We start from the raw sequence: 19,017 nt of genomic DNA on the forward strand, positions 1-19,017 counted from the left end.
TTTAATGTACAATTTTGCATAACACAGTCATATTTTAATTGATTGTGTTATGTTTGCTGTGTTTTGTTTTAAGGAATCTAAAACTAAGTGCAATCCTCGGTGCAACCATCTACTCAATGGACAATAAACGCATCACAGCGTTTAACTTCAGATCCTTTATTAGACAGTTTAGTGTTATTAACCGAACACTTTGGCGATCCATGTTCTGCCGAGGCGTTAACGGCTGGACTTCCTCTTACTGGTAGTCACCTGACCCCCGAACTTTTACCCCAAGCGGCTTCGCGAGCTGGCCTTAGTGCAAAGTTAGTTAGGAAAGGGTTAAACGAATTACCTTCAATGCTACTGCCTTGCATTTTGATGCTCAAAGACAAACAAGCTTGTGTGTTACAAGAGCTCAATATAGAAGAAAATAAAGCTATAGTTACCTTGCCTGAAACGGGTGGCGAGGAACAACTTACCATTGAAGAACTAGAGTCTAATTTTGTTGGTTATTTGTTTCTTATCAAGCAGCAATATCGTGGCGATAGAAATTTTGATGTGTATATCAATGACTCGAAAAAACATTGGTTATGGCAACACGTTAAAAGCGCAACACCAATTTATCGAGATGTGATTATTGCATCTATTATGGTGAATATTTTTGCTTTAGTTTCACCACTTTTTGTAATGAATATCTACGATAAAGTAGTTCCCAATCTAGCCTTTGAGTCTCTATGGATTTTGGCCATTGGCGCAGGTGTAGCTTACATATTTGACTTTATATTGAAACAATTAAGAGGTTATTTAATTGATGTGGCAGGGAAAAAAGTTGATATAGAAGTTTCTTCCAAATTGTTTGCAAAAGTTGTGGGTATTCCATTGGAGAAACGTGCTCCAAGTATTGGGGGCATGGCGAAACAAATCACTGAGTTTGACAACGTGAGAGAGTTTTTCTCTTCGGCAACCATTACCGCTTTAGTGGACTTGCCCTTTGCATTGTTATTTATGTTTTGTATCTGGTTAGTGGCAGGTGATTTAGTTTTATTTCCAATTGTTGCTTCTGTACTCATTATTGGTTACACCATTATGACGCAACCTAAGTTAAGGGCAGCAATTGAAGAAAGTAATAAGTTTTCAAGTCTACGCCATGGCCACTTAATTGAGTGTTTGGGCGCGTTAGAATCAATTAAGGCCAACGGTGCTGAAGGTGTAGTACAAAATGCCTGGCAACAGATGATCGGCCATACTTCCAGTTGGTTACTTAAATCTAAAATGATCACTAATTCGGTGATCAACTTTGCAAGTTTTATCGTGCAGATTTCAGTCATTGGTGTAGTGGTATTGGGGGTTTATCGAGTAGCAGATAATCTGATTTCTATGGGGGGGATAATAGCCGCGGTGATGTTAACAGGGCGTGCCATTTCACCTGTTGCCAAACTTGCTGGTTTAATGACACGTTCAAATCAAACCGTTAGTGCTTTAAGGCAGCTCGATAGTTTAATGGAACAAGAAGGAGAGTTCGAAGACAAAGCCCATCTCGCAAGTCGCCCTAAACTGTCTGGTAATATTAGTGGTGAAAATGTCAGTTTCACCTACCCTGATACTAAAAACGCAGCCTTGCATCCTATGTCGTTGGATATCAAGCCAGGTGAAAAAATCGCCATAATTGGACGCAATGGTTCAGGTAAAACAACCTTAGCAAAATTATTGTTGGGTTTGTATCAACCTAGTTCTGGGAATCTTCGCTTTGATGGATTAAATCATCAGCAGATACACCCTAGTGATCTACGCCGAAATATTGGTTATTTACCTCAAGATATCATCTTATTTCATGGCACTATTCGTGACAATATTTTATTTGGTACCAAACAAGTCACTGAATATCAGCTTATTAGAGCGGTACAACAATCAGGGGTGAATGCCTTTACCGATCACGAAACTCAGGGGCTTGATCAACAAGTAGGTGAAAGTGGTAATAACTTATCTCGCGGACAGCGCCAGTCGATTGCTCTGGCTCGTGCGATTCTAAATGCACCGCAAATTTTGTTGTTAGATGAACCAACAGCCAGCTTAGATGCTCGGGCCGAACAACAATTTATTAAATCTATTAGTGCCACTGCGACAGACCGAACTTTATTATTAATTACTCACAAAATGGAATTATTGACCTTAGTGGATAGGATTATCGTTTTAGAGAAAGGTAGATTAGTGATAGACGGACCTAAAGACGAGGTCTTGCAGAAACTTAAAGACGGTAAAAACAAAGCGGCGGCCAACTTATGAAGGTGAGCCAAAAAGACTTGGAAATGGCCGACGATGTATACGGTGCAATGTTAACTGAAGTGCCTAGTTTGCATCGTTTAATCATCTGGTCTATGGCTGGTTTATTAGTTAGTTTTATTGTTTGGGCTTACTTTTCTGCATTAGATCAGGTGACCTCTGGAATGGGCAAAGTGATCCCCTCCTCCCAAGTGCAAATTATACAAAGTTTAGATGGCGGCGTTTTGCAACAATGGTTTGTACAAGAAGGTATGCCAGTAACCAAAGATCAACCTATAGCCAGAATTGATGACACCCGTTTTCGTTCAGATTTTGCGGAACAAAAACAAGAGGTTGACAGTTTGCGGGCTAATATTATTCGTTTAAGGGCCGAAATTTCCAGTATCTTGGTGGGAAATAGCGACGACTGGAGGTTGCAAATTGAAATCACTAAAAAAGTCCCTGTCTATCCTGAAGACTTAAATCTCAATGCAGAATTTATGGTGCGGGAACAACAAGAAGAATATTCTGGCAGATTAGATAATTTAATCAATCAGTTAGCCATCCAAGGTCAACAAATTCAACAAAAAGAGCAGGAAATAACGGAGCTCGAATCTAAAATCAATACGCTAGGGATCAGCTTAAACTTGGCAAAAAAAGAACTAGCCTTAACAACACCTCTTGCTGAAAAAGGCATAGTGTCAAAAATTGAATTGTATAAATTAGAACGCATAGTCAATGATCTTAAAGGTGAGCTAGACGGTGTGCGATTGTTAACCCCGCAATTAAAATCGGCTTTACAAGAAGCAATATTAAACCGCCGCGAAACGGTATTGTCTTACCGCAATGAAGTAAGGGCAAAACTGAATGAATTACAAAATAAACTCTCACGCATTAACGAATCTCAAGTCAGTGCACAGGACAAAGTTACTAAGGCCTTAATTCTATCGCCAGTAGTTGGTACAGTGAAAACTATACATATCAATACATTAGGTGGAGTGATAAAACCAGGCCAAACCATAGCGGAAATTGTCCCTACTGAAGACAGGTTAATGGTGGAAGCTAAAATTAAACCTAGAGATATTGGATTTATCTACCCAGGATTACCCGCAGTAGTTAAAATAACTGCGTATGATTTTACCCGTTACGGGGGATTAACTGGTACAGTTGAACATATTAGTGCCGATACCACCCAAGATGAAGAGGGGAATAGTTTTTATGTGATTCGTGTCCGTACTGACGCTTCAAGCATTAAAAACAAAAACCAAGAAGAGATGCCAATTATTCCGGGAATGATGACAAACGTAGACGTGATAACAGGTAAACGTACCATTTTAGAATATATATTAAATCCACTATTGCGGGCTAATGAAGCCGCACTTAGGGAACGATAACGTACAAGTCATTTCACTAATAGAACAAAAACAAGGAATTTTTTATGACAAAAGGTAAATCACTATGCGTATAACAGTAGCACTCTGCTCGTTGTGCCTGTTTGCAATGTCCGCAAAAGGACTACATGCACAAAGCTTAGAACAAACAGTAGCCCTTTCATTGGATACTCACCCTGATATTCGTCAGGCGTTTGCTCGTTTCAAATCAAAAGAAGAAGATGTGAATCGCGCCTCAGCTGGGTATTTACCAACAGTCGACATTACTGCCGGATATGGATACGAATACACTAATACCCCCGGAAACCGCTTATCGGATTTGGGGTTTGATGATGGTGAAACCGAACTTGGAAGAGGCGAGTTTGGTGTCAGCATACAGCAAATGCTGTTTGATGGCATGTTCACTAGTCACGAAGTTAAACGTACCAAGTTTGAAGCCAGTGCTGAACAGTGGACCTTAGTCAGTACAGCTGAAGATTTGGCGTTGTCAGTGAGTCAGGTCTATTTAAATTATTTAAAAACCCAGCAATTAGTCACTTTATCCGAAAAAAACGTCGATTCGCATAAAGAAATTTATGGTCAGATAAAGGAACGTACTGATTCTGGAATGGGCAGCATAGCGGATCTGTCTCAAGTAACGGGTCGTTTAGCTCGCGCCCAGTCAAATTTAATTGCCGCCCGTAATAACCATGAAGATGCTCGCGCAGAATTTATTAGCGTCACTAACATTATGCCAGATGATTTAGTTATGCCGGTACCAGATGCTGATATGTTACCAACCGACAGTGCCAGTGGATTGCGCTTTGCAATAGAACGTCACCCTATTATCAAATCTGCCCAAAAAGATATTCAAGCGGCGCGCGCCTATAGTGGTTCGGTTAAAGCCAATTATTATCCCAAATTGTCTCTTGAAGTGGCTGCAAATGCCGACAATGACATCGCCGGTGAAGACGGTTTTAATCGAACCGGCGCAGATGTTGGTGGCCATCGTAATGATTTAAGCGTGATGGTACGTATGCGTTATAACCTCTATTCAGGAGGCAAAGATGTGGCTCTAGAGCGCGGAGCGGCCTATAAAACTTCAGAAGCACAAGAAATAAATTACCGTGCTCATCGTGAGGTCACTGAGAGTTTTCGCTTAGCCTGGAATGCCTATGAAATGTTGGGATTACAAAAACAATACCTTCAACAACATGTAGTTACTTCAAAAGAAACCCAAGAGGCCTATCAACAACAATTTAGTTTGGGGCAAAGAAACCTACTCGACTTGTTAGATACAGAAAATGAGTTGTTTCAGGCACGTAAAGATTATTTAGATGCCAATTTCGACGAATTGATTGCCAGATACAGATTGTTGAATGTAACTGGACAATTACTGGAATCGTTGCGGGTCACTCGTTCCACAGCATGGCAAGGAGAACATGATTATGAGCACTAAACCAAATCTGGATAATTTACCGGTTTCTAAGGTTTTTTCAGCAAAAAAAGTATCTTTATTACTTTGTGGAGCTTGGTTGCTTGTAGGTTGTGCTGGCAACAGCATAGTTAAATTGGAGCCTAGTGTTAAACAGTTACAAGACTTAAATGATTACGATCGGGATGGGGTCATTGAAGCCCGGGATAAATGTGCGAATACTATAGTGGGTGCGATAATTGATAACTACGGTTGTGGTGCAAAAACCAGTCATATCGTTCCTCTTAAAGTGGATATTAAATTTGCTCATGATTCTTATATGTTGCCGTCTACAGCCATTCCGAAAATTCAGCAGATAGCAGAAATGCTCGCAGAAAAGCAGGACCTGAAAGTATTTATTGAGGGGCATACCAGTAAAGTAGGGAGTGCAGCCCATAACCAAGTGTTATCCGAAAATCGAGCAAAAGCCGTTGCATCGGTTTTGGTCAATGATTTTAAAATATCCCCTGAGCGAGTTTCCTCCATTGGTTACGGTTTTGAGCGTCTGGCTGATAATAGAGATACAGCCGCTGCACACGAAACGAATAGGCGTATTATCGCTGAGTTAAGCAAAACAGTGACTGTGGATGAAATGCTTTGGACTATCTATATGGTTGACCAAGTCCAGTGATAATTAGGGAGTAATATGAGGAGCAGCAGTTTTATAACAAGGACGTTATTGAAAAAGCCAGTTCACATATTATTCCTAAGTATGACCTTTTTGTCTGCGCTTTATGCCGATCAAATAACAGCATTAGATGGTCCCAAAATTGTGGAAGCCTTAAAGCAAAGCTACGGCGAACGGGCTGCCAAACGCGGTAATGCTTGGCTCAATTTAATGGTTCCAGACACAAATGCGTTAGAAAATGACAATCTAGAAAAAGTGAATCGCTTTTTCAATACCTTCCATTTTATTGACGATATTAAATTATGGGGGGTGAATAATTATTGGGCTACTCCTGTTGAGTTTATCGGTGTAAACGGGGGAGATTGCGAAGACTATTCAATTGCAAAATATTTTACTTTGCTGGAGTTGGGTGTAGCCGATGAAAAAATGAGAATTACTATGGTCAAAGCCGTGCACCTTAATCAATATCATATGGTGCTTGCATACTACGACACACCGGCTTCTATCCCCCTAATTTTAGATAATATAGATGGTGTAATCAAACCAGCTAATGAACGTAATGATCTTATTCCTGTATTCAGCTTTAACGCTAGTCAGTTATGGCTAAATAAAGAAAGAGGTCAAAGTGTTTTGAGTGGAAACTCTTCGCGTCTTAAGCGGTGGCAAGATTTGCGCCAGCGGATAAACACGGCAAAACTCAAACAACCCAAGATTAAATTGGAGTTTTAAAGCAATGACCCTATTTAGACAAATAAACTCACTTCTATTTGGCCTTTTTTTACTGGTCATGATCAGTTTAGTTTATTTTCAGTTTACGCAAACCCGTGACTTTATGCGTCAGCAAATGCAGTCTGACCTTAATAACACCATGACCTCCTTAGGATTAATGTTACAACCCCATATAGAAACGGGGGATATGGTATCTGCGGAAACTTTGATTAATGTAATATTCGAAGGGGGATTCTATCGTAAAGTCACCTTAAAGTGGTTAGCGGATGGCAAGCAACAAACCTGGGAAAATCCGGTTGTTATTGAAGGTGTTCCCCAATGGCTCATTAATTTGCAAGTATTTGGTGTACAAAAAAAGGAAAGTGTTATTACTTCTGGTTGGATGCAATTGGCTACCCTTGAAGTCGAGGCTCACCCTGCTTTAGGTTATCAGCAACTTTGGAGGATCATGAACGATACAATCATGATTTTGTCATTGTTGTTTATCATAAGCATATTTATGCTCAGGTTTAGATTAAATCGTATTTTAAAACCCTTACACGACATTGCACTACAGGCTAAGCAACTCGGGCAGCGAAATTTTGGGGAGGATATCGCTTTACCGCAAACCACAGAATTAAAGGACGTGGTCACTGCGATTAATTCAATGTCTGGTCAATTAAAGCAGGTGTTCCTTACGTTAGATCAACAAGTCACTACGCTCAAAGAAGATAAACTGATTGATCAGGTTTCACAGTTACCTAATCGCCAGTACCTATCTGCGCAAATTAATAATTGGTTAAATGAGCCGGGATTTGGAGGGCTTATTTTAGCTAAATTCGATTGGCTAGAAGACATCCATAGTAAATACGGTTATCAAGGTCGAGATCAAATCATTAAGGTGCTCTCTGAAAGGATGATGGCGGAATTACCCGATATTGCTGAAGGTGTCATCGCTAGGATAGCCAATACTGAGTTCGCATTTTTGCTTACTAAAGCAGAACATCACCAAATCGAACGTTATTTACAAACGCTGATCAGGATTATCAATCAGGAAATTTCCAAGGCCGGTTGTAATGCCAACACTAGGTTTGCCTTGGGGGTAAGCCAACGTATTGATAACATGCAGCCTTCTGATTTGTTGTCTCAGTCAGATAATGCCTTACAACAAGCTCTTAAGGAAGGCAAAGTCAGCCATTGGATTGATGCACAGCAACCGCAAAAATATAGCAGAGAGCAATGGCGTACTAAGCTGGAAAGCGCAATAAACAATAATCAGTTTATGTTTCAATGGCAATCTGTAAGTGATATGCACTCTGAGGAGGTTATTCAACGGGAGCTATATTGTCGATTAAGCATTGACGATAAGATAGTGAGTGCCGCGGAGTTTATGCCCTTTATTGAATTGTTATCCTTAGGCGCTCAACTTGACAGATGTTTGTTAGAAACTATTGAGCAACAAAAAATAATGGCGCAGACCAAGCAACCCGTGGCGATTAACTTAACTCATGATAGCTTACAAGATCCTGAGTTTGCCCAATGGTTGACTCAGTTTCTGCAACAGTCAAAACACACAGACCAAATGTTGTTCGAAATGCCTGAATCGGCATTAATTAGCGCTTTTGAACAGTGTAAACAACTCACAGAAATAATACGCTTAGCGGGAGCAAAAGTTGGTGTCGATCAGTGTGGACGTCAAATGGGCTCACTTGATTACCTTCAAAAATTACAACCGCACTACATTAAACTGGATCAGTCTTTTGCGTTCTACGAAAAACTAAATCAAGGCAATGAAATGTGTAGAGCGTTAATTAATGTCGCTAATGGATTAAACATTGATGTGATCATTACCGGTATTGAAAATAAAGAGCAATTACAACAATTTACTTCTATGCGAGCGAATGGTTATCAAGGTTATATATCGGCCCCAGAGGACATTTCTCAATAAGACAACATTAGTTGTCTTATTGAGTGCCGCTAGGGATTAAGCCTATTCTCCTGCAACCTGCATTTGTTCCATCAATACTGAACCCGTTTGCACGCTGCCACGGGTCTCTTGTTCAGCGCCAATTGCCACTATATTCAGCAACATGTCGGCCAAGTTACCCGCTATGGTCACTTCATGAACAGGGTATTGAATAATACCATTTTCAACCCAAAAACCCGCCGCACCTCTAGAGTAGTCGCCGGTAACAATATTGACACCTTGACCCATTAGCTCTGTTACAAATAAACCTGTGCCTAATTTCTTGAGCATTTCTTTATCGGATTCGCCGCTATGTTGAATAAACCAATTATGAATTCCACCGGCATGACCTGTGGTTTGCATTTTGAGTTTGCGGGCTGAGTAACTAGTGAGAAGATAATGGTTGAGCAGCCCTTGGCTGACTACATCCATATCTTGGGTTTTTACGCCTTCATGATCAAAAGGGGAACTGGCCAACCCTCTCAAAATATGTGGGCGTTCTACAATATTGAACCAACTCGGTAAAACTTGTTGGCCCAATTTATCTAACAAAAAAGAGGATTTTCGATATAAGCTTCCGCCACTTATCGCACTGATAAAGTGACCAAATAAACCTGCGGCAATTTCTCGATCGAACAACACTGGCACCTTGCAGGTTTTAATTTTCCTAGCACCTAGTCTGTCCAAGGTAAACTGTGCCGCTTCTCGACCTACTTGCACTGGGCTAGTTAACTTATTAGCTTCACGGCCAACTGTATAGCTATAATCACGCTGCATATCACCGTTTTGCTCACCAATGACCACGCAACTCATGCTGTAACGGCTACTGTTATAACCAGCGATCAAGCCATGGCTATTGCCATATACTTTGGTGCCTAGATTGGCGTTGTAAGATGCGCCATCTGAATTGGTAATGCGTGGGTCTACGTTTAATGCACTTGTTTCAGCGGCAATTACTTGTTGTATGGCGAATTCAGTATCAAGTTCAACTGGATGAAAAAGGTCTAAATCCGGATAATCAAAGGCCATGAGCTCTTTGTCAGCTAAACCTGAGCAGTCATCGTCACTGGTATGTTTGGCTATTTCAATGGCTTTTTCTACTGTCAAAGCCAATGCTTGGGGTGATAAATCTGCAGTTGATGCGCTGCCTTTTTTCTTACCTTGGTATACAGTGATACCTAAGCCACCGTCGTTGGTAAATTCAACTGTTTCCACTTCTTTTAAGCGCGAAGACACCGCAATGCCTTCAACTTTTGACATGCTAGCTTCTGCTTGAGTCGCGCCTTTGTCCTTGGCTAATTTTAAAACGTCTTCTACTATGCTCTGTATTTCAGCTAATTGTTGTTGCATAAGGCCTTCATTATTTGGCTACACTGTAGTTTATTATTGCGTTGAGGGTTACAATCTTCATTAGTGTATCACTAAAGATAATGTCATGGTCGCCCCAAAAAAAAACAAAGATATAGAAGTTGAATTCGACGTAAGTGAAGAAGACGAACAACTCAGTAAAACTCAAATTAAAGCCCAAATGGTTGCAATGCAAAAATTAGGTGAGTCTTTGGTTCATCTTGGTCAATCTTCCTTAGCCAAGGTGCCTATGCACGAAGAGTTGCTGGATGCGGTGATGCTTGCTAGGAAAATTCTGCGCAAAAAGGAAGGATATCGACGTCAATTACAGTTGATTGGCAAGATCATGCGCAATACCGATATAGCCCCAATAGAGCAGGCGTTAAGTAACATTAAGTCGGCCCATAAAAAACTCAATAATGCGTTTCATGAAATTGAAATCCTGAGGGACGAAATTTTGCTACAGGGTGATAAAAAAATTGATTCGATTATTGCTGATTATCCCATACTGGATCGGCAAAAACTGCGTCAATATGTGCGTCAAGCGAATAAGCAACAAGCTGAAAATAAGCCACCCAAAGCATCTCGTGAGCTTTTTCAATATTTAAAACAAACCATAAACGGGTGATATTTATGCGGATGAATTTTCTTTTTGTTTTTTTTGCTGTGTTTTTATTAAGCAGTTGTGGCGGTGTGTCAGGGGAAAATGGCAGCGACCCTTTTGGTTCAGGAACAACCGCAGATTCGTATACCATTACGTTAGCTATTCTTGACGAACAATGTGGTGAGACGTCAGAACCCAGTTTTATCGCCGGTGAAACTTTATGTATACAGGCAACATTAAAGCAAGGTTCAGACCTTGTATCCGGTGAAATAGTCAGTTTTTCAACGGGATTAGGGCAGCTTTCTGAGCAAACCAAACTTACCGATAGTAATGGTATTGCACAAATCTATATAGAAAGCAGTACAGGTGATGTGGGTGCTTTGACTTTGGAGGCAAGTTTTGATGAGGTCACATCACAAAAAAATTACGAATTTTTGGCTGCTGACATTACTGTGGTGTCTGACTTAACTATTGACCTATCTATCCTCAAAAATGGTGTGTCAGTTAACCGCTTTAAAGAGAACGAACAAGTTCAACTTCGAGCTGTTGTGAAGGATAAAAATGCACAACCAGTAGAAAACCTTATTGTTACTTTTACAGCGGGTAAGGGGAGTCTCAATACAACTGATGCCCTAACAGATAATTCTGGAACGGCACAAGTCACACTAACGCCAGAAGACGGAGATATTGGCGCTGCGGCTTTGTCTGCCTTAACATTAGTCAATGGCGAAGAATTATTGGCATCACTTAATTTTGAGATACAAGCATTAGACAATGTGAATGAGCAAATCATTAGGGTGGGCCATTTTAATTCTGATGGTGTGTTTGTGGAAAATACTTTAGGCATAAGTGCTACTGACGCAAACGGCAATGTTGAAATTAGTGCGGGCGCAACATTGGGAGTTTCATTGGCGATAGTGGACGAAAATGATCAACGCATTTTGACGCAAACTCCCATTACTTTCACTTCTAGTTGTGCCGAAGATGGTTTTGCTAATATCGACGAACAAGTGAATACTGTTAATGGCGAGGCTTTTGCCACCTATGAAGACCTCAGTTGTGCAGGTGGAGACGGCAATGAGGATGTGATAGTTGCATCACTTGTTGTGAATGATTCTACCGTCTCTATTACCCGCTCGATTTCTATCCTTGCTGAATCCGTAGGGTCAATAACCTTTGTTTCGGCTGAGCCCACTCAACTTGTATTGCAAGGAACTGGCGGACAAAATAGCCAAACTATTTCTACCCTGATTTTTCAGGTGAATGGAGCCTTAGGTAATCCACTTGCGCAGAAAAATGTAACATTTTCGTTGAATACCCAAACAGGTGGATTGAGTTTATCCCCTACCACAGGCATCACCAATTCTCAGGGGCAGGTCAGTACGAGAGTAACCTCAGGAAATGTGCCGACTTCTGTGAGAGTGACTGCTGAAGTGCTCAGTGATTCTGGCACTACTATTTTGACTCAATCGGACTTACTAGCAGTCAATACCGGTTTACCCGACCAAAACAGTTTTACTCTTTCAGCAGATAACCTCAACCCAGAGGCAGACAACATCAGTGGTCAAACGGTTAATGTCGTCGCACGTTTAGCGGATACCTTTAATAATCCAGTACCCGATGGTACATCCGTAAGTTTTACGACTGAAGGTGGTTTTATTGAGCCTAGTTGCATCACAACAAGTGGCACCTGTAGTGTTATTTGGACAAGTGCCGACCCTCGACCGACAGACCATAGAATCACCATTTTAGCAACTGCCATTGGCCATGAAACTTTGTTCGATGCTAATGGTAATAATAGTTATGATGACTCTGATGGTTCCGCGATTATAGATAATACCGACAGTGGTTTTAGCACCAGTCAATTCGGACAAACTGGCTTTGTAGATCATAGCGAAGCATGGCGAGATGATAATGCCAATAATATTAAAGACTCATCTGAAATATTTTTAGACTATAACAGTAACGGTCAATTCGATGGCCCTGATGGCCTCTTTAATGGGCCTCAGTGTAATTCTGCTAGTGCATGTGGTGACAGCAGCTCTAATACGAATACGCTACATGTGCGTCGTTCCTTGGAACTAGTGTCAGCAAGCTCAGCGGCCTTTTTAGATATCTTGAATCAAGGAAACTCGGTAATTTTCAGTAACCATCAATCGGCTTCAGAGCCTTCCTTGGCACTTGAGCGTGGTGACGTTATCAATTTGACTTTGAAATTCTCAGATACTGCTGTCCAACCAATAGCAAGTAATTCGACTATAACCATTACGTCGAGCGCCGGCTTATTAGCAGGGCAAATTAGTTCGGTAATGAGATCAACAAATGCAAATGGTGCATCGAGCGTTAAATTTACTTTAACCAATAACCTTAGTGAAACCAGTGGGTTTGCGACCACCGCAACCATTAATGCTGAGGTGGTTTCGCCAAGTGGGATAGTTTCAGTGGTAACCTTTGTGGTGACGCTTAACTAATTAATAATGGTACGGCTTGGTATCAAGCTGTACCGCCAACAGTTAACTCATCTACTTTTAGGGTGGGTTGACCCACACCCACGGGCACACTTTGCCCGTCTTTGCCACATACGCCTACGCCCTTATCAAGGGCTAAATCATTACCTATCATAGAGATTTTTTGCATCGCTTCTGGGCCGTTGCCAATTAACGTGGCACCTTTGATAGGAGTGGTAATTTTTCCTTTTTCGATTAGGTAGGCTTCCGATGTGGAAAATACAAATTTACCTGAGGTGATATCAACCTGACCACCGCCAAAGTTAGGCGCATAAATCCCTTTGTCTATAGATGCAATGATTTCTTCTGGTGAAGATTCTCCGCCCAACATATAAGTATTGGTCATCCGTGGCATAGGTAAATGCGCATAGGATTCACGTCGGCCATTGCCAGTGGGAGCAACGCCCATTAAACGAGCATTGAGTTTGTCTTGCATATAGCCTTTTAGGATACCGTCTTCAATTAACACATTGTATTGAGTGGGAGTACCTTCATCATCAACACTGAGTGAGCCTCGTCTATTGGCTAATGTGCCATCATCCACTACTGTACAGCCTTTAGCAGCAACTTGTTCGCCGATACGACCACTAAATGTAGAGGCGCCTTTACGGTTAAAGTCTCCTTCTAAACCATGGCCTACCGCTTCATGTAACAATACGCCTGGCCAACCACTACCCAATACAACTGGCATTTGACCTGCGGGGGCAGGTACTGCCTGCATATTCACTCTGGCCATATGAATGGCTTCATCGGCTATTTGTTGGTAGCGAGGGCGGCCGCCATCATCAGTGAGAAAATAATCATAGGCAAAACGTCCACCGGCACCAGAACTACCTCTTTCACGGCGGCCATCTTTGTCCATCAATACTGAACAATTAAAACGGATAAGTGGTCGAATATCGGTGCAAAATGTGCCGTCAGTCGCTGCGATCAAAATTTCTTCATACACACCACTGATACTAATAACCACTTGGCTAAGGGCACTTTCTTGTTTACGTATGTATTCATCTGCGGCTCGCAATAGGGCAATTTTTTCTTGTTCTTGCATGCCTAAAAGTGGATTTTCGTCATGGTAGCGACTAGTTGGGCGGCTTTGTTTGAGCGAAGTGACTTTATGTTTACCACCCGTACTTGCAATACTTCTTGAGGCTTTTGCCGCTTTTAGTAATGCTTCTGGGGAAATATCATCAGAGTAGGCAAAACCGGTTTTTTCACCGCTTACTGCACGCACTCCCACGCCACGTTCTATGTTGTAGCTACCTTCCTTTATGATGCCGTCTTCCAGCACCCAGGTTTCATGTTGACTGGACTGAAAATATAAATCAGCAAAATCATTATCATGTTGATATATGGTATCTAGCGCAGTTTCTAATGTGGCACGGGTTAGATTTGATGCATCTAGTAAGTTCTCTTCTACCAAATTAGACAAGGTGACTCCTGAATTTGTTGTGCTGAGATACTGGCATTTTAGTGCGGATTTCAGCGAGTAATTGGTGATCAATTTGAGCATGGATCATGCCGGTATCATGGGGTAACTCAACGAGTTTTTCACCCCAAGGTGAGATGATACAGGAGTGTCCAAAAGTTTGTCGTTTATTCCTATGTTTGCCAGTTTGATTTGCGGCAACAATATAACATTGATTTTCAATAGCACGTGCCCGCAGTAATGCATCCCAGTGAGCTTGTCCGGTTTGTTGAGTGAACGCGGCAGGCAACGCTAAAACGTCGAGTTGTGCAATTTGATTCATAGCTGCAAACATACCCGCAAAGCGTATATCGTAACAAATGGCTAAACCAAGAATCCCAAAAGGCGTATCAGTAACGATAAGTTTATTACCTGACTGGGTAAAGCGAGATTCTAAATAGGTGCCAGTATTATCAGCCACTTGTACATCGAAGAGGTGTGTTTTTTGATACTCTTCGACTATCTCTCCCTGATCACTAATAAGTAAACTAGAAGCTGTAAATTTATTCGTTGCTGCACATAATACTGGCAAACTGCCTGCAACTATCCATACATCATACTGTTTAGCGAATTCTTTAAGCTTATGTTGTATCGGTCCATGATCTAAGTCTTCAGCAATATCTAACATCAATTGATCACCCCCTCCAAAACAAGCAAAACATTCTGGCAAGACCACTAAACAGGGTCTTTGTGGCGGCAATAATTGTAGATGTTGCTCAACAAATGCAAGGTTATCTGCCACTATCGGTGACGATGTCATTTGGATGGCGACTATATTTGGGCGGACATTAACCACTTTTTGTTCCCTCAACAGGTTTTTGGTTGTTAACCTGTGTGTCTAATTGAAGATTGATAGATTGGTTCGGTGTTTTTGGTTCAAGCTCTGGCTGTATTCTTGCTGGCAAGGACACTTCTTTACTATCTCGGCCTAATTCAGTGAGTTGTGGATCATCCAAATTCCCCGTTAATGAAAACTTGATATTAGAAATGACTTTGGCAGATGTCAGCATTTGATCCAGCGCCAGTGCTGCTAGCGCTGTAGCGGGGTTGATCATCCATGCGACTATCACTGGTAAGCTAGATGTCACATTTGGGGTGAACCCGATTTGGTAATTAAGCTGCTGGGCGTTTAAGTCAGTGTAACCATGCATAGAGATCTCACCTGCCCCACCATCAACTAAGGTATCCTGAGTATAAGCGATACCATTTTCTAGCTGAAAACTGCCAGTAATTTTATCGTAGAAAAATCCTTTGGCGAATATGTCTCTAAAATCAAGTTGCAGTTTACGGACCAAGGAATCAAGACTAAGCAGGCTAAATATTCGTGAACCTTGGTCACTTACTTCAGTTAAATAACCATCGCTTAAGCGCCATTCTATTTGCCCGTTTAGGGTGTCGAAGTTAAATTCGTATGGTGCTTGTTTCCAACTTAAGTCGAATTTGGAGTTAGTTTTTGAATCCTTGATCCCTGAGTCCAAATTAAAACCTTTGAGGAAAGCGCCAAAATCCGAGCTACTAAACTCCCCAATTAAACGTGTACTGCTTTGCCCGTTATTTAAAAACCAATCTCCAGAGCCATAAAATAAGCCATGGTCATTATTTAAACGTACTTGGTCTATTTTCATACCTGTAGCAGAGCGGGACAGATTAAAATCAATTTTTCCTAGATCGTTTTCCATGAGGCGGCAACGAGAACAAGAAAAGCTTACGGGTGGTAAAGTATCAATCTTGGCAACAAATTGCATAGGAGTATCAGTTTGATCTGCGTCGTTAATCGATTGACTGCTCTGCCATTTTGTCAATTCAATAAAATCTGCCTTAATATCAACACCTTTATTCAGCCAATCTTTATAGAGTGTCATTTCCATTCGAGTTTCTTTGGCATTGACATCAAAAAGCCAACTATCACTGGTATTTTTTGCCACCATCTCTAACCCAGTAAATCGCTGTGACGCGATGAGCGCGCTATCGGCATTAATAAAAATACGTTTTGGTGCCTCTAATAAGGGGGGATTATTGTTGTCAGGTAGATCATTGATAAGGGAGTTAATGACGTTATACCAAGGAGTGGCATCTAACTCTTGCATATTTGCAGAAATACTAAAGCCCAAGCCCATGCCCATTAAATCTGATTGACCAATGGCTAAATGTGCTCGGGAGAACTGCATATCTTTATGGGGTAAATTACCGTTAAACTCTACGTCCTGCCCTAAAGTCACTTTTATAGACGAGGCTTGTTCATTACCTTGGCTAGTCACTAGTAGAGGCAATGACTGTTTTAAGGTCTTAGCAAATGGTGCAGGCAGATTAGAGCTAACTTGCGTGAGGTCGCTGGATATTTGTGCAGAATATTCATAACCTTGGGTTGGCAGAGTCAGAGCGATATCAGCAGTCCAGCCACTGTTGCCTGATAGATATTTTGCCAAGCCAGGAGAGAAAGATTCCAGTAAAGGCGTAACCTGCCAATCCCCCTTTATATTAATATTTGTTTGGTAACCTTGGTCCTCTTGGGCTCCGGTCAATTTGAGTTTGATTGGTTGCTGTAATAATTGCGCCCTAAGATCGCTAGTGTTTATTTTGTTATTGACAAAACTCACTGTGCCATTGGCTTGTTGTAAAACAATATTTAGGCTAGGTAGTTCGACTTTATTTTCAGTTAAAAACACTTTTCCCTTGGCAACTAACTCATCACCAGACAGTGGGATCATTAAATTTAATTGGGTTTTTAACGCGCCATTCACCTGGACTTGTTGTAAGGTTTTTCCGAGAGTATCTGCTAGATTACTTTGCAGCATTAAATCAGTCACTTGCTGCCCCTTGGCTTGGGCATCGGCATCTATAATCAATTCTGCGTTTGCATCTAGTTGCGGAATTTTTGCAGACAAGTCGGTGAGATTAACATCTAATAATCGGCCTTTTTGACTGGTCATGGTCAAACTTTTATTTTCGAAAAGTAAATTGACATCAAAATTGCTCAGTGCGGGCCATTGCCGAGCAAATTTTAATTTCCCATTATTCACTTTAACTTGTGCTTGAAAAATGCCTTGGCCTTGTTCGAAAGGAAAGTGGTTGACTTGGCCATGCCATAATAATTGGGCGTTTTCTATCTGGCCTTGCTGCAGCGCGTCAATTAGGTAGTTTTTAGTGTCTACCCCCATTAGTTTTGTTGGATAAAGTTGCGGTAACTGCAGTACATCAATCGCTTCAATAGTTGTTGATAAAGCTAAATGTTTATCGTTGCTACTATAGAAAACGTTAGGGCTAAAACTAATCAGATCACTTTTAAATAGGGCGTTATCAGACATAATATTGATGCTGTTTTCAGTAGTCTGAATAAATAAATCAGCATAAAAACGCTGGTATTCAATATTGTCTGGTAACAACTTGTCTATGGTCAGTTGTCCTGATTTACTTTTTAGATGCAAATGTCCGTTACCATTGAACCAGTTTAAATCGCTCGCTAAACCGGCCATGCCGGGAACAAAGCTTGTTTGTTGCCATGTTAAGTCAGTGATTGCGGCTTTAACTGCCATGTCACCGCCTAACGAGCGATGAATGTCTAATGAATTTAATATTGCTTGAGGTTGCAGTGATTCAATTGCTGCTGTTTGATTAGGCTCCAATGCTAAGGCTAACATGGGTAATACAGCCGCCAATTGCAGTGGTTGCTTATGTTGTAACGACAAAGCACCGGTTTGGTCTATTTTACCTAACCAGTTTGATACCAGTACATTATCGTTTATTTGCATGGTCAAATTATTGAGATTAAATAGCCATTCATTATTGACCGGGCTGGCATTAATCTGGCCGCCTAGTACAGCTAACCTAACGTTATTTTCTGCGCTATCTTTTTCTGGGTTTTGCCAGTCGAAGCGGCTATTAGACAAATCAAGTTGCACTGACTGGAGTGATTTATCTTTTATGGTCGCCCACATAACAAAACTGCCACGACTCTCAACTAAGTTGTGTTCGCTTGGGATCCATTGTTCAATCCAGGGGGATAAATCCACTTCTTCACCTTTGGCGAAAAAGGTGCCGTAAAGTGTTTCTTGGTTACCATATAAATCGAGAATAAATGATGAGGAATTTTTGGCAATTTCTTCTACTTGCATTTGTCCGACACCTTGATGGTGTTCGTCTTTATTCACCCATGACACTTGGTCAATGAGCACCACTTGCTGTTGCTCATTTGTCGTATTAATAATTATTTTACTTTGACTGATAGAAAACAGCTGAAGCTGCTGTAGAAATAGTTTTTCTAAGGCATCGACTATGGGATAGGTATTTTTTTTCTGATTAATAGAGGCCACATCAATAGTCAATTCCATTTCTCGCAAGTCAAACTTATTAGATTGGATTTGCCAAGCTAAAACGGATTGCCAAAAATCAATTTCAATGGACGTTTCTGCAATTGTAAGATTAAGTGGTGATTGTTCATTTTGAATTAACTGGATATCACGCAGTACTATCGCGGGTCCAATACCTTGCCATCTTGCGGTAATTTCGCCAATTTTAATTTGTGCCCCAACTTGACCAGATAACCATAGTTCTAAATAGTTTTTTTGTTCATTCATATAGGGCAAAGAATAACGCGCTACACTGAGCGTAACCGCAACCACAACCAAGCTCAAGGCTGCTAATGCCCAGAGTTTTTTGATCAGATAGGCGACATAAAATGACGCCCCCTTGGTTTTGGTATTCACGATTATA

12 protein-coding genes are annotated in these 19,017 nt (G+C 41.1%); 8 read left to right on the forward strand and 4 right to left on the reverse strand.

All coding sequences use genetic code 11. The features are described 5' to 3' along the window. Nucleotides 1-87 precede the first annotated feature (87 nt). The 6 genes from AAC000_RS05285 to AAC000_RS05310 all read left to right on the forward strand — a co-directional run bounded on the left by AAC000_RS05285 (nucleotide 88) and on the right by AAC000_RS05310 (nucleotide 8,366). The gene (locus AAC000_RS05285) at nucleotides 88-2,262 is read left to right on the forward strand and encodes a type I secretion system permease/ATPase (RefSeq protein ID WP_339720738.1); all 2,175 of its coding nucleotides are present in this window, start codon (nucleotides 88-90) and stop codon (nucleotides 2,260-2,262) included. Next, nucleotides 2,259-3,632, forward strand: a complete 1,374-nt coding sequence (locus tag AAC000_RS05290) for an HlyD family type I secretion periplasmic adaptor subunit (protein ID WP_339720740.1) — start codon at nucleotides 2,259-2,261, stop codon at nucleotides 3,630-3,632. The genes AAC000_RS05285 and AAC000_RS05290 overlap by 4 nt, the downstream gene beginning before the upstream one ends. Before the next feature lie 64 nt (nucleotides 3,633-3,696). Then, entirely contained in the window at nucleotides 3,697-5,067 is a 1,371-nt protein-coding gene (locus tag AAC000_RS05295) for a TolC family outer membrane protein (RefSeq protein WP_339720741.1), read from the forward strand. Continuing rightward, a complete protein-coding gene (locus AAC000_RS05300) occupies nucleotides 5,057-5,713 on the forward strand; it encodes an OmpA family protein (RefSeq protein ID WP_339720743.1) in 657 nt (218 codons plus the stop codon). Before AAC000_RS05295 ends, AAC000_RS05300 begins: the two co-directional genes overlap by 11 nt. A 15-nt stretch (nucleotides 5,714-5,728) precedes the next feature. Further along, nucleotides 5,729-6,439 carry a transglutaminase-like cysteine peptidase gene (locus AAC000_RS05305; protein WP_339720744.1) on the forward strand — a complete coding sequence of 237 codons (711 nt, stop codon included), beginning with the start codon at nucleotides 5,729-5,731 and terminating at the stop codon, nucleotides 6,437-6,439. 4 nt (nucleotides 6,440-6,443) lie between these two features. Then, nucleotides 6,444-8,366 (forward strand): EAL domain-containing protein, encoded by a 1,923-nt coding sequence (locus tag AAC000_RS05310; RefSeq protein ID WP_339720745.1) that lies wholly within the window; start codon nucleotides 6,444-6,446, stop codon nucleotides 8,364-8,366. A 42-nt stretch (nucleotides 8,367-8,408) separates the two neighbouring features. On the opposite strand, the gene pmbA is transcribed toward AAC000_RS05310, so the two are convergent. Beyond that, on the reverse strand, nucleotides 8,409-9,734 hold the full coding sequence (gene pmbA, locus AAC000_RS05315) for a metalloprotease PmbA (RefSeq protein WP_339720746.1): 1,326 nt from the start codon (nucleotides 9,732-9,734) through the stop codon (nucleotides 8,409-8,411). An 85-nt stretch (nucleotides 9,735-9,819) separates the two neighbouring features. Here pmbA and yjgA point away from each other — a divergent pair, with 85 nt between their 5' ends. Beyond that, on the forward strand, nucleotides 9,820-10,359 hold the full coding sequence (yjgA, locus tag AAC000_RS05320; protein WP_339720748.1) for a ribosome biogenesis factor YjgA: 540 nt from the start codon (nucleotides 9,820-9,822) through the stop codon (nucleotides 10,357-10,359). Between the two features lie 5 nt (nucleotides 10,360-10,364). Beyond that, complete coding sequence (locus tag AAC000_RS05325) at nucleotides 10,365-12,806, forward strand: Ig-like domain-containing protein (protein ID WP_339720750.1); 2,442 nt, start codon at nucleotides 10,365-10,367, stop codon at nucleotides 12,804-12,806. A 22-nt stretch (nucleotides 12,807-12,828) separates the two neighbouring features. Here the strand turns inward: AAC000_RS05325 and tldD are convergent, their stop codons facing one another. From tldD to AAC000_RS05340, 3 genes are read right to left on the reverse strand one after another with little or no spacing between them, the layout of a single operon-like run. After that, nucleotides 12,829-14,271, reverse strand: coding sequence for a metalloprotease TldD (gene tldD, locus AAC000_RS05330; RefSeq protein ID WP_339720751.1), 1,443 nt, complete (start codon nucleotides 14,269-14,271; stop codon nucleotides 12,829-12,831). Next, nucleotides 14,264-15,067, reverse strand: coding sequence for a carbon-nitrogen hydrolase family protein (locus AAC000_RS05335; protein WP_339720914.1), 804 nt, complete (start codon nucleotides 15,065-15,067; stop codon nucleotides 14,264-14,266). Before AAC000_RS05335 ends, tldD begins: the two co-directional genes overlap by 8 nt. A gap of 28 nt (nucleotides 15,068-15,095) precedes the next feature. Continuing rightward, nucleotides 15,096-19,010, reverse strand: a complete 3,915-nt coding sequence (locus AAC000_RS05340; protein ID WP_339720753.1) for a YhdP family protein — start codon at nucleotides 19,008-19,010, stop codon at nucleotides 15,096-15,098. Nucleotides 19,011-19,017 lie beyond the last annotated feature (7 nt).

The sequence above is a fragment of the uncultured Paraglaciecola sp. genome (assembly GCF_963977085.1).
In the GTDB taxonomy this organism is placed as follows: domain Bacteria; phylum Pseudomonadota; class Gammaproteobacteria; order Enterobacterales; family Alteromonadaceae; genus Paraglaciecola.

Excerpts from the sequence above, each read along its gene's own strand:
- AAC000_RS05290 (WP_339720740.1), top strand. The coding sequence starts at position 2,259 with ATGAAGGTGAGCCAAAAAGACTTGGAAATGGCCGACGATGTATACGGT.
- AAC000_RS05295 (WP_339720741.1), top strand. The coding sequence starts at position 3,697 with ATGCGTATAACAGTAGCACTCTGCTCGTTGTGCCTGTTTGCAATGTCC.
- AAC000_RS05300 (WP_339720743.1), top strand. The coding sequence starts at position 5,057 with ATGAGCACTAAACCAAATCTGGATAATTTACCGGTTTCTAAGGTTTTT.
- AAC000_RS05305 (WP_339720744.1), top strand. The coding sequence starts at position 5,729 with ATGAGGAGCAGCAGTTTTATAACAAGGACGTTATTGAAAAAGCCAGTT.
- AAC000_RS05310 (WP_339720745.1), top strand. The coding sequence starts at position 6,444 with ATGACCCTATTTAGACAAATAAACTCACTTCTATTTGGCCTTTTTTTA.
- pmbA (WP_339720746.1), bottom strand. The coding sequence starts at position 9,734 with ATGCAACAACAATTAGCTGAAATACAGAGCATAGTAGAAGACGTTTTA.
- yjgA (WP_339720748.1), top strand. The coding sequence starts at position 9,820 with ATGGTCGCCCCAAAAAAAAACAAAGATATAGAAGTTGAATTCGACGTA.
- AAC000_RS05325 (WP_339720750.1), top strand. The coding sequence starts at position 10,365 with ATGCGGATGAATTTTCTTTTTGTTTTTTTTGCTGTGTTTTTATTAAGC.
- AAC000_RS05335 (WP_339720914.1), bottom strand. The coding sequence starts at position 15,067 with ATGACATCGTCACCGATAGTGGCAGATAACCTTGCATTTGTTGAGCAA.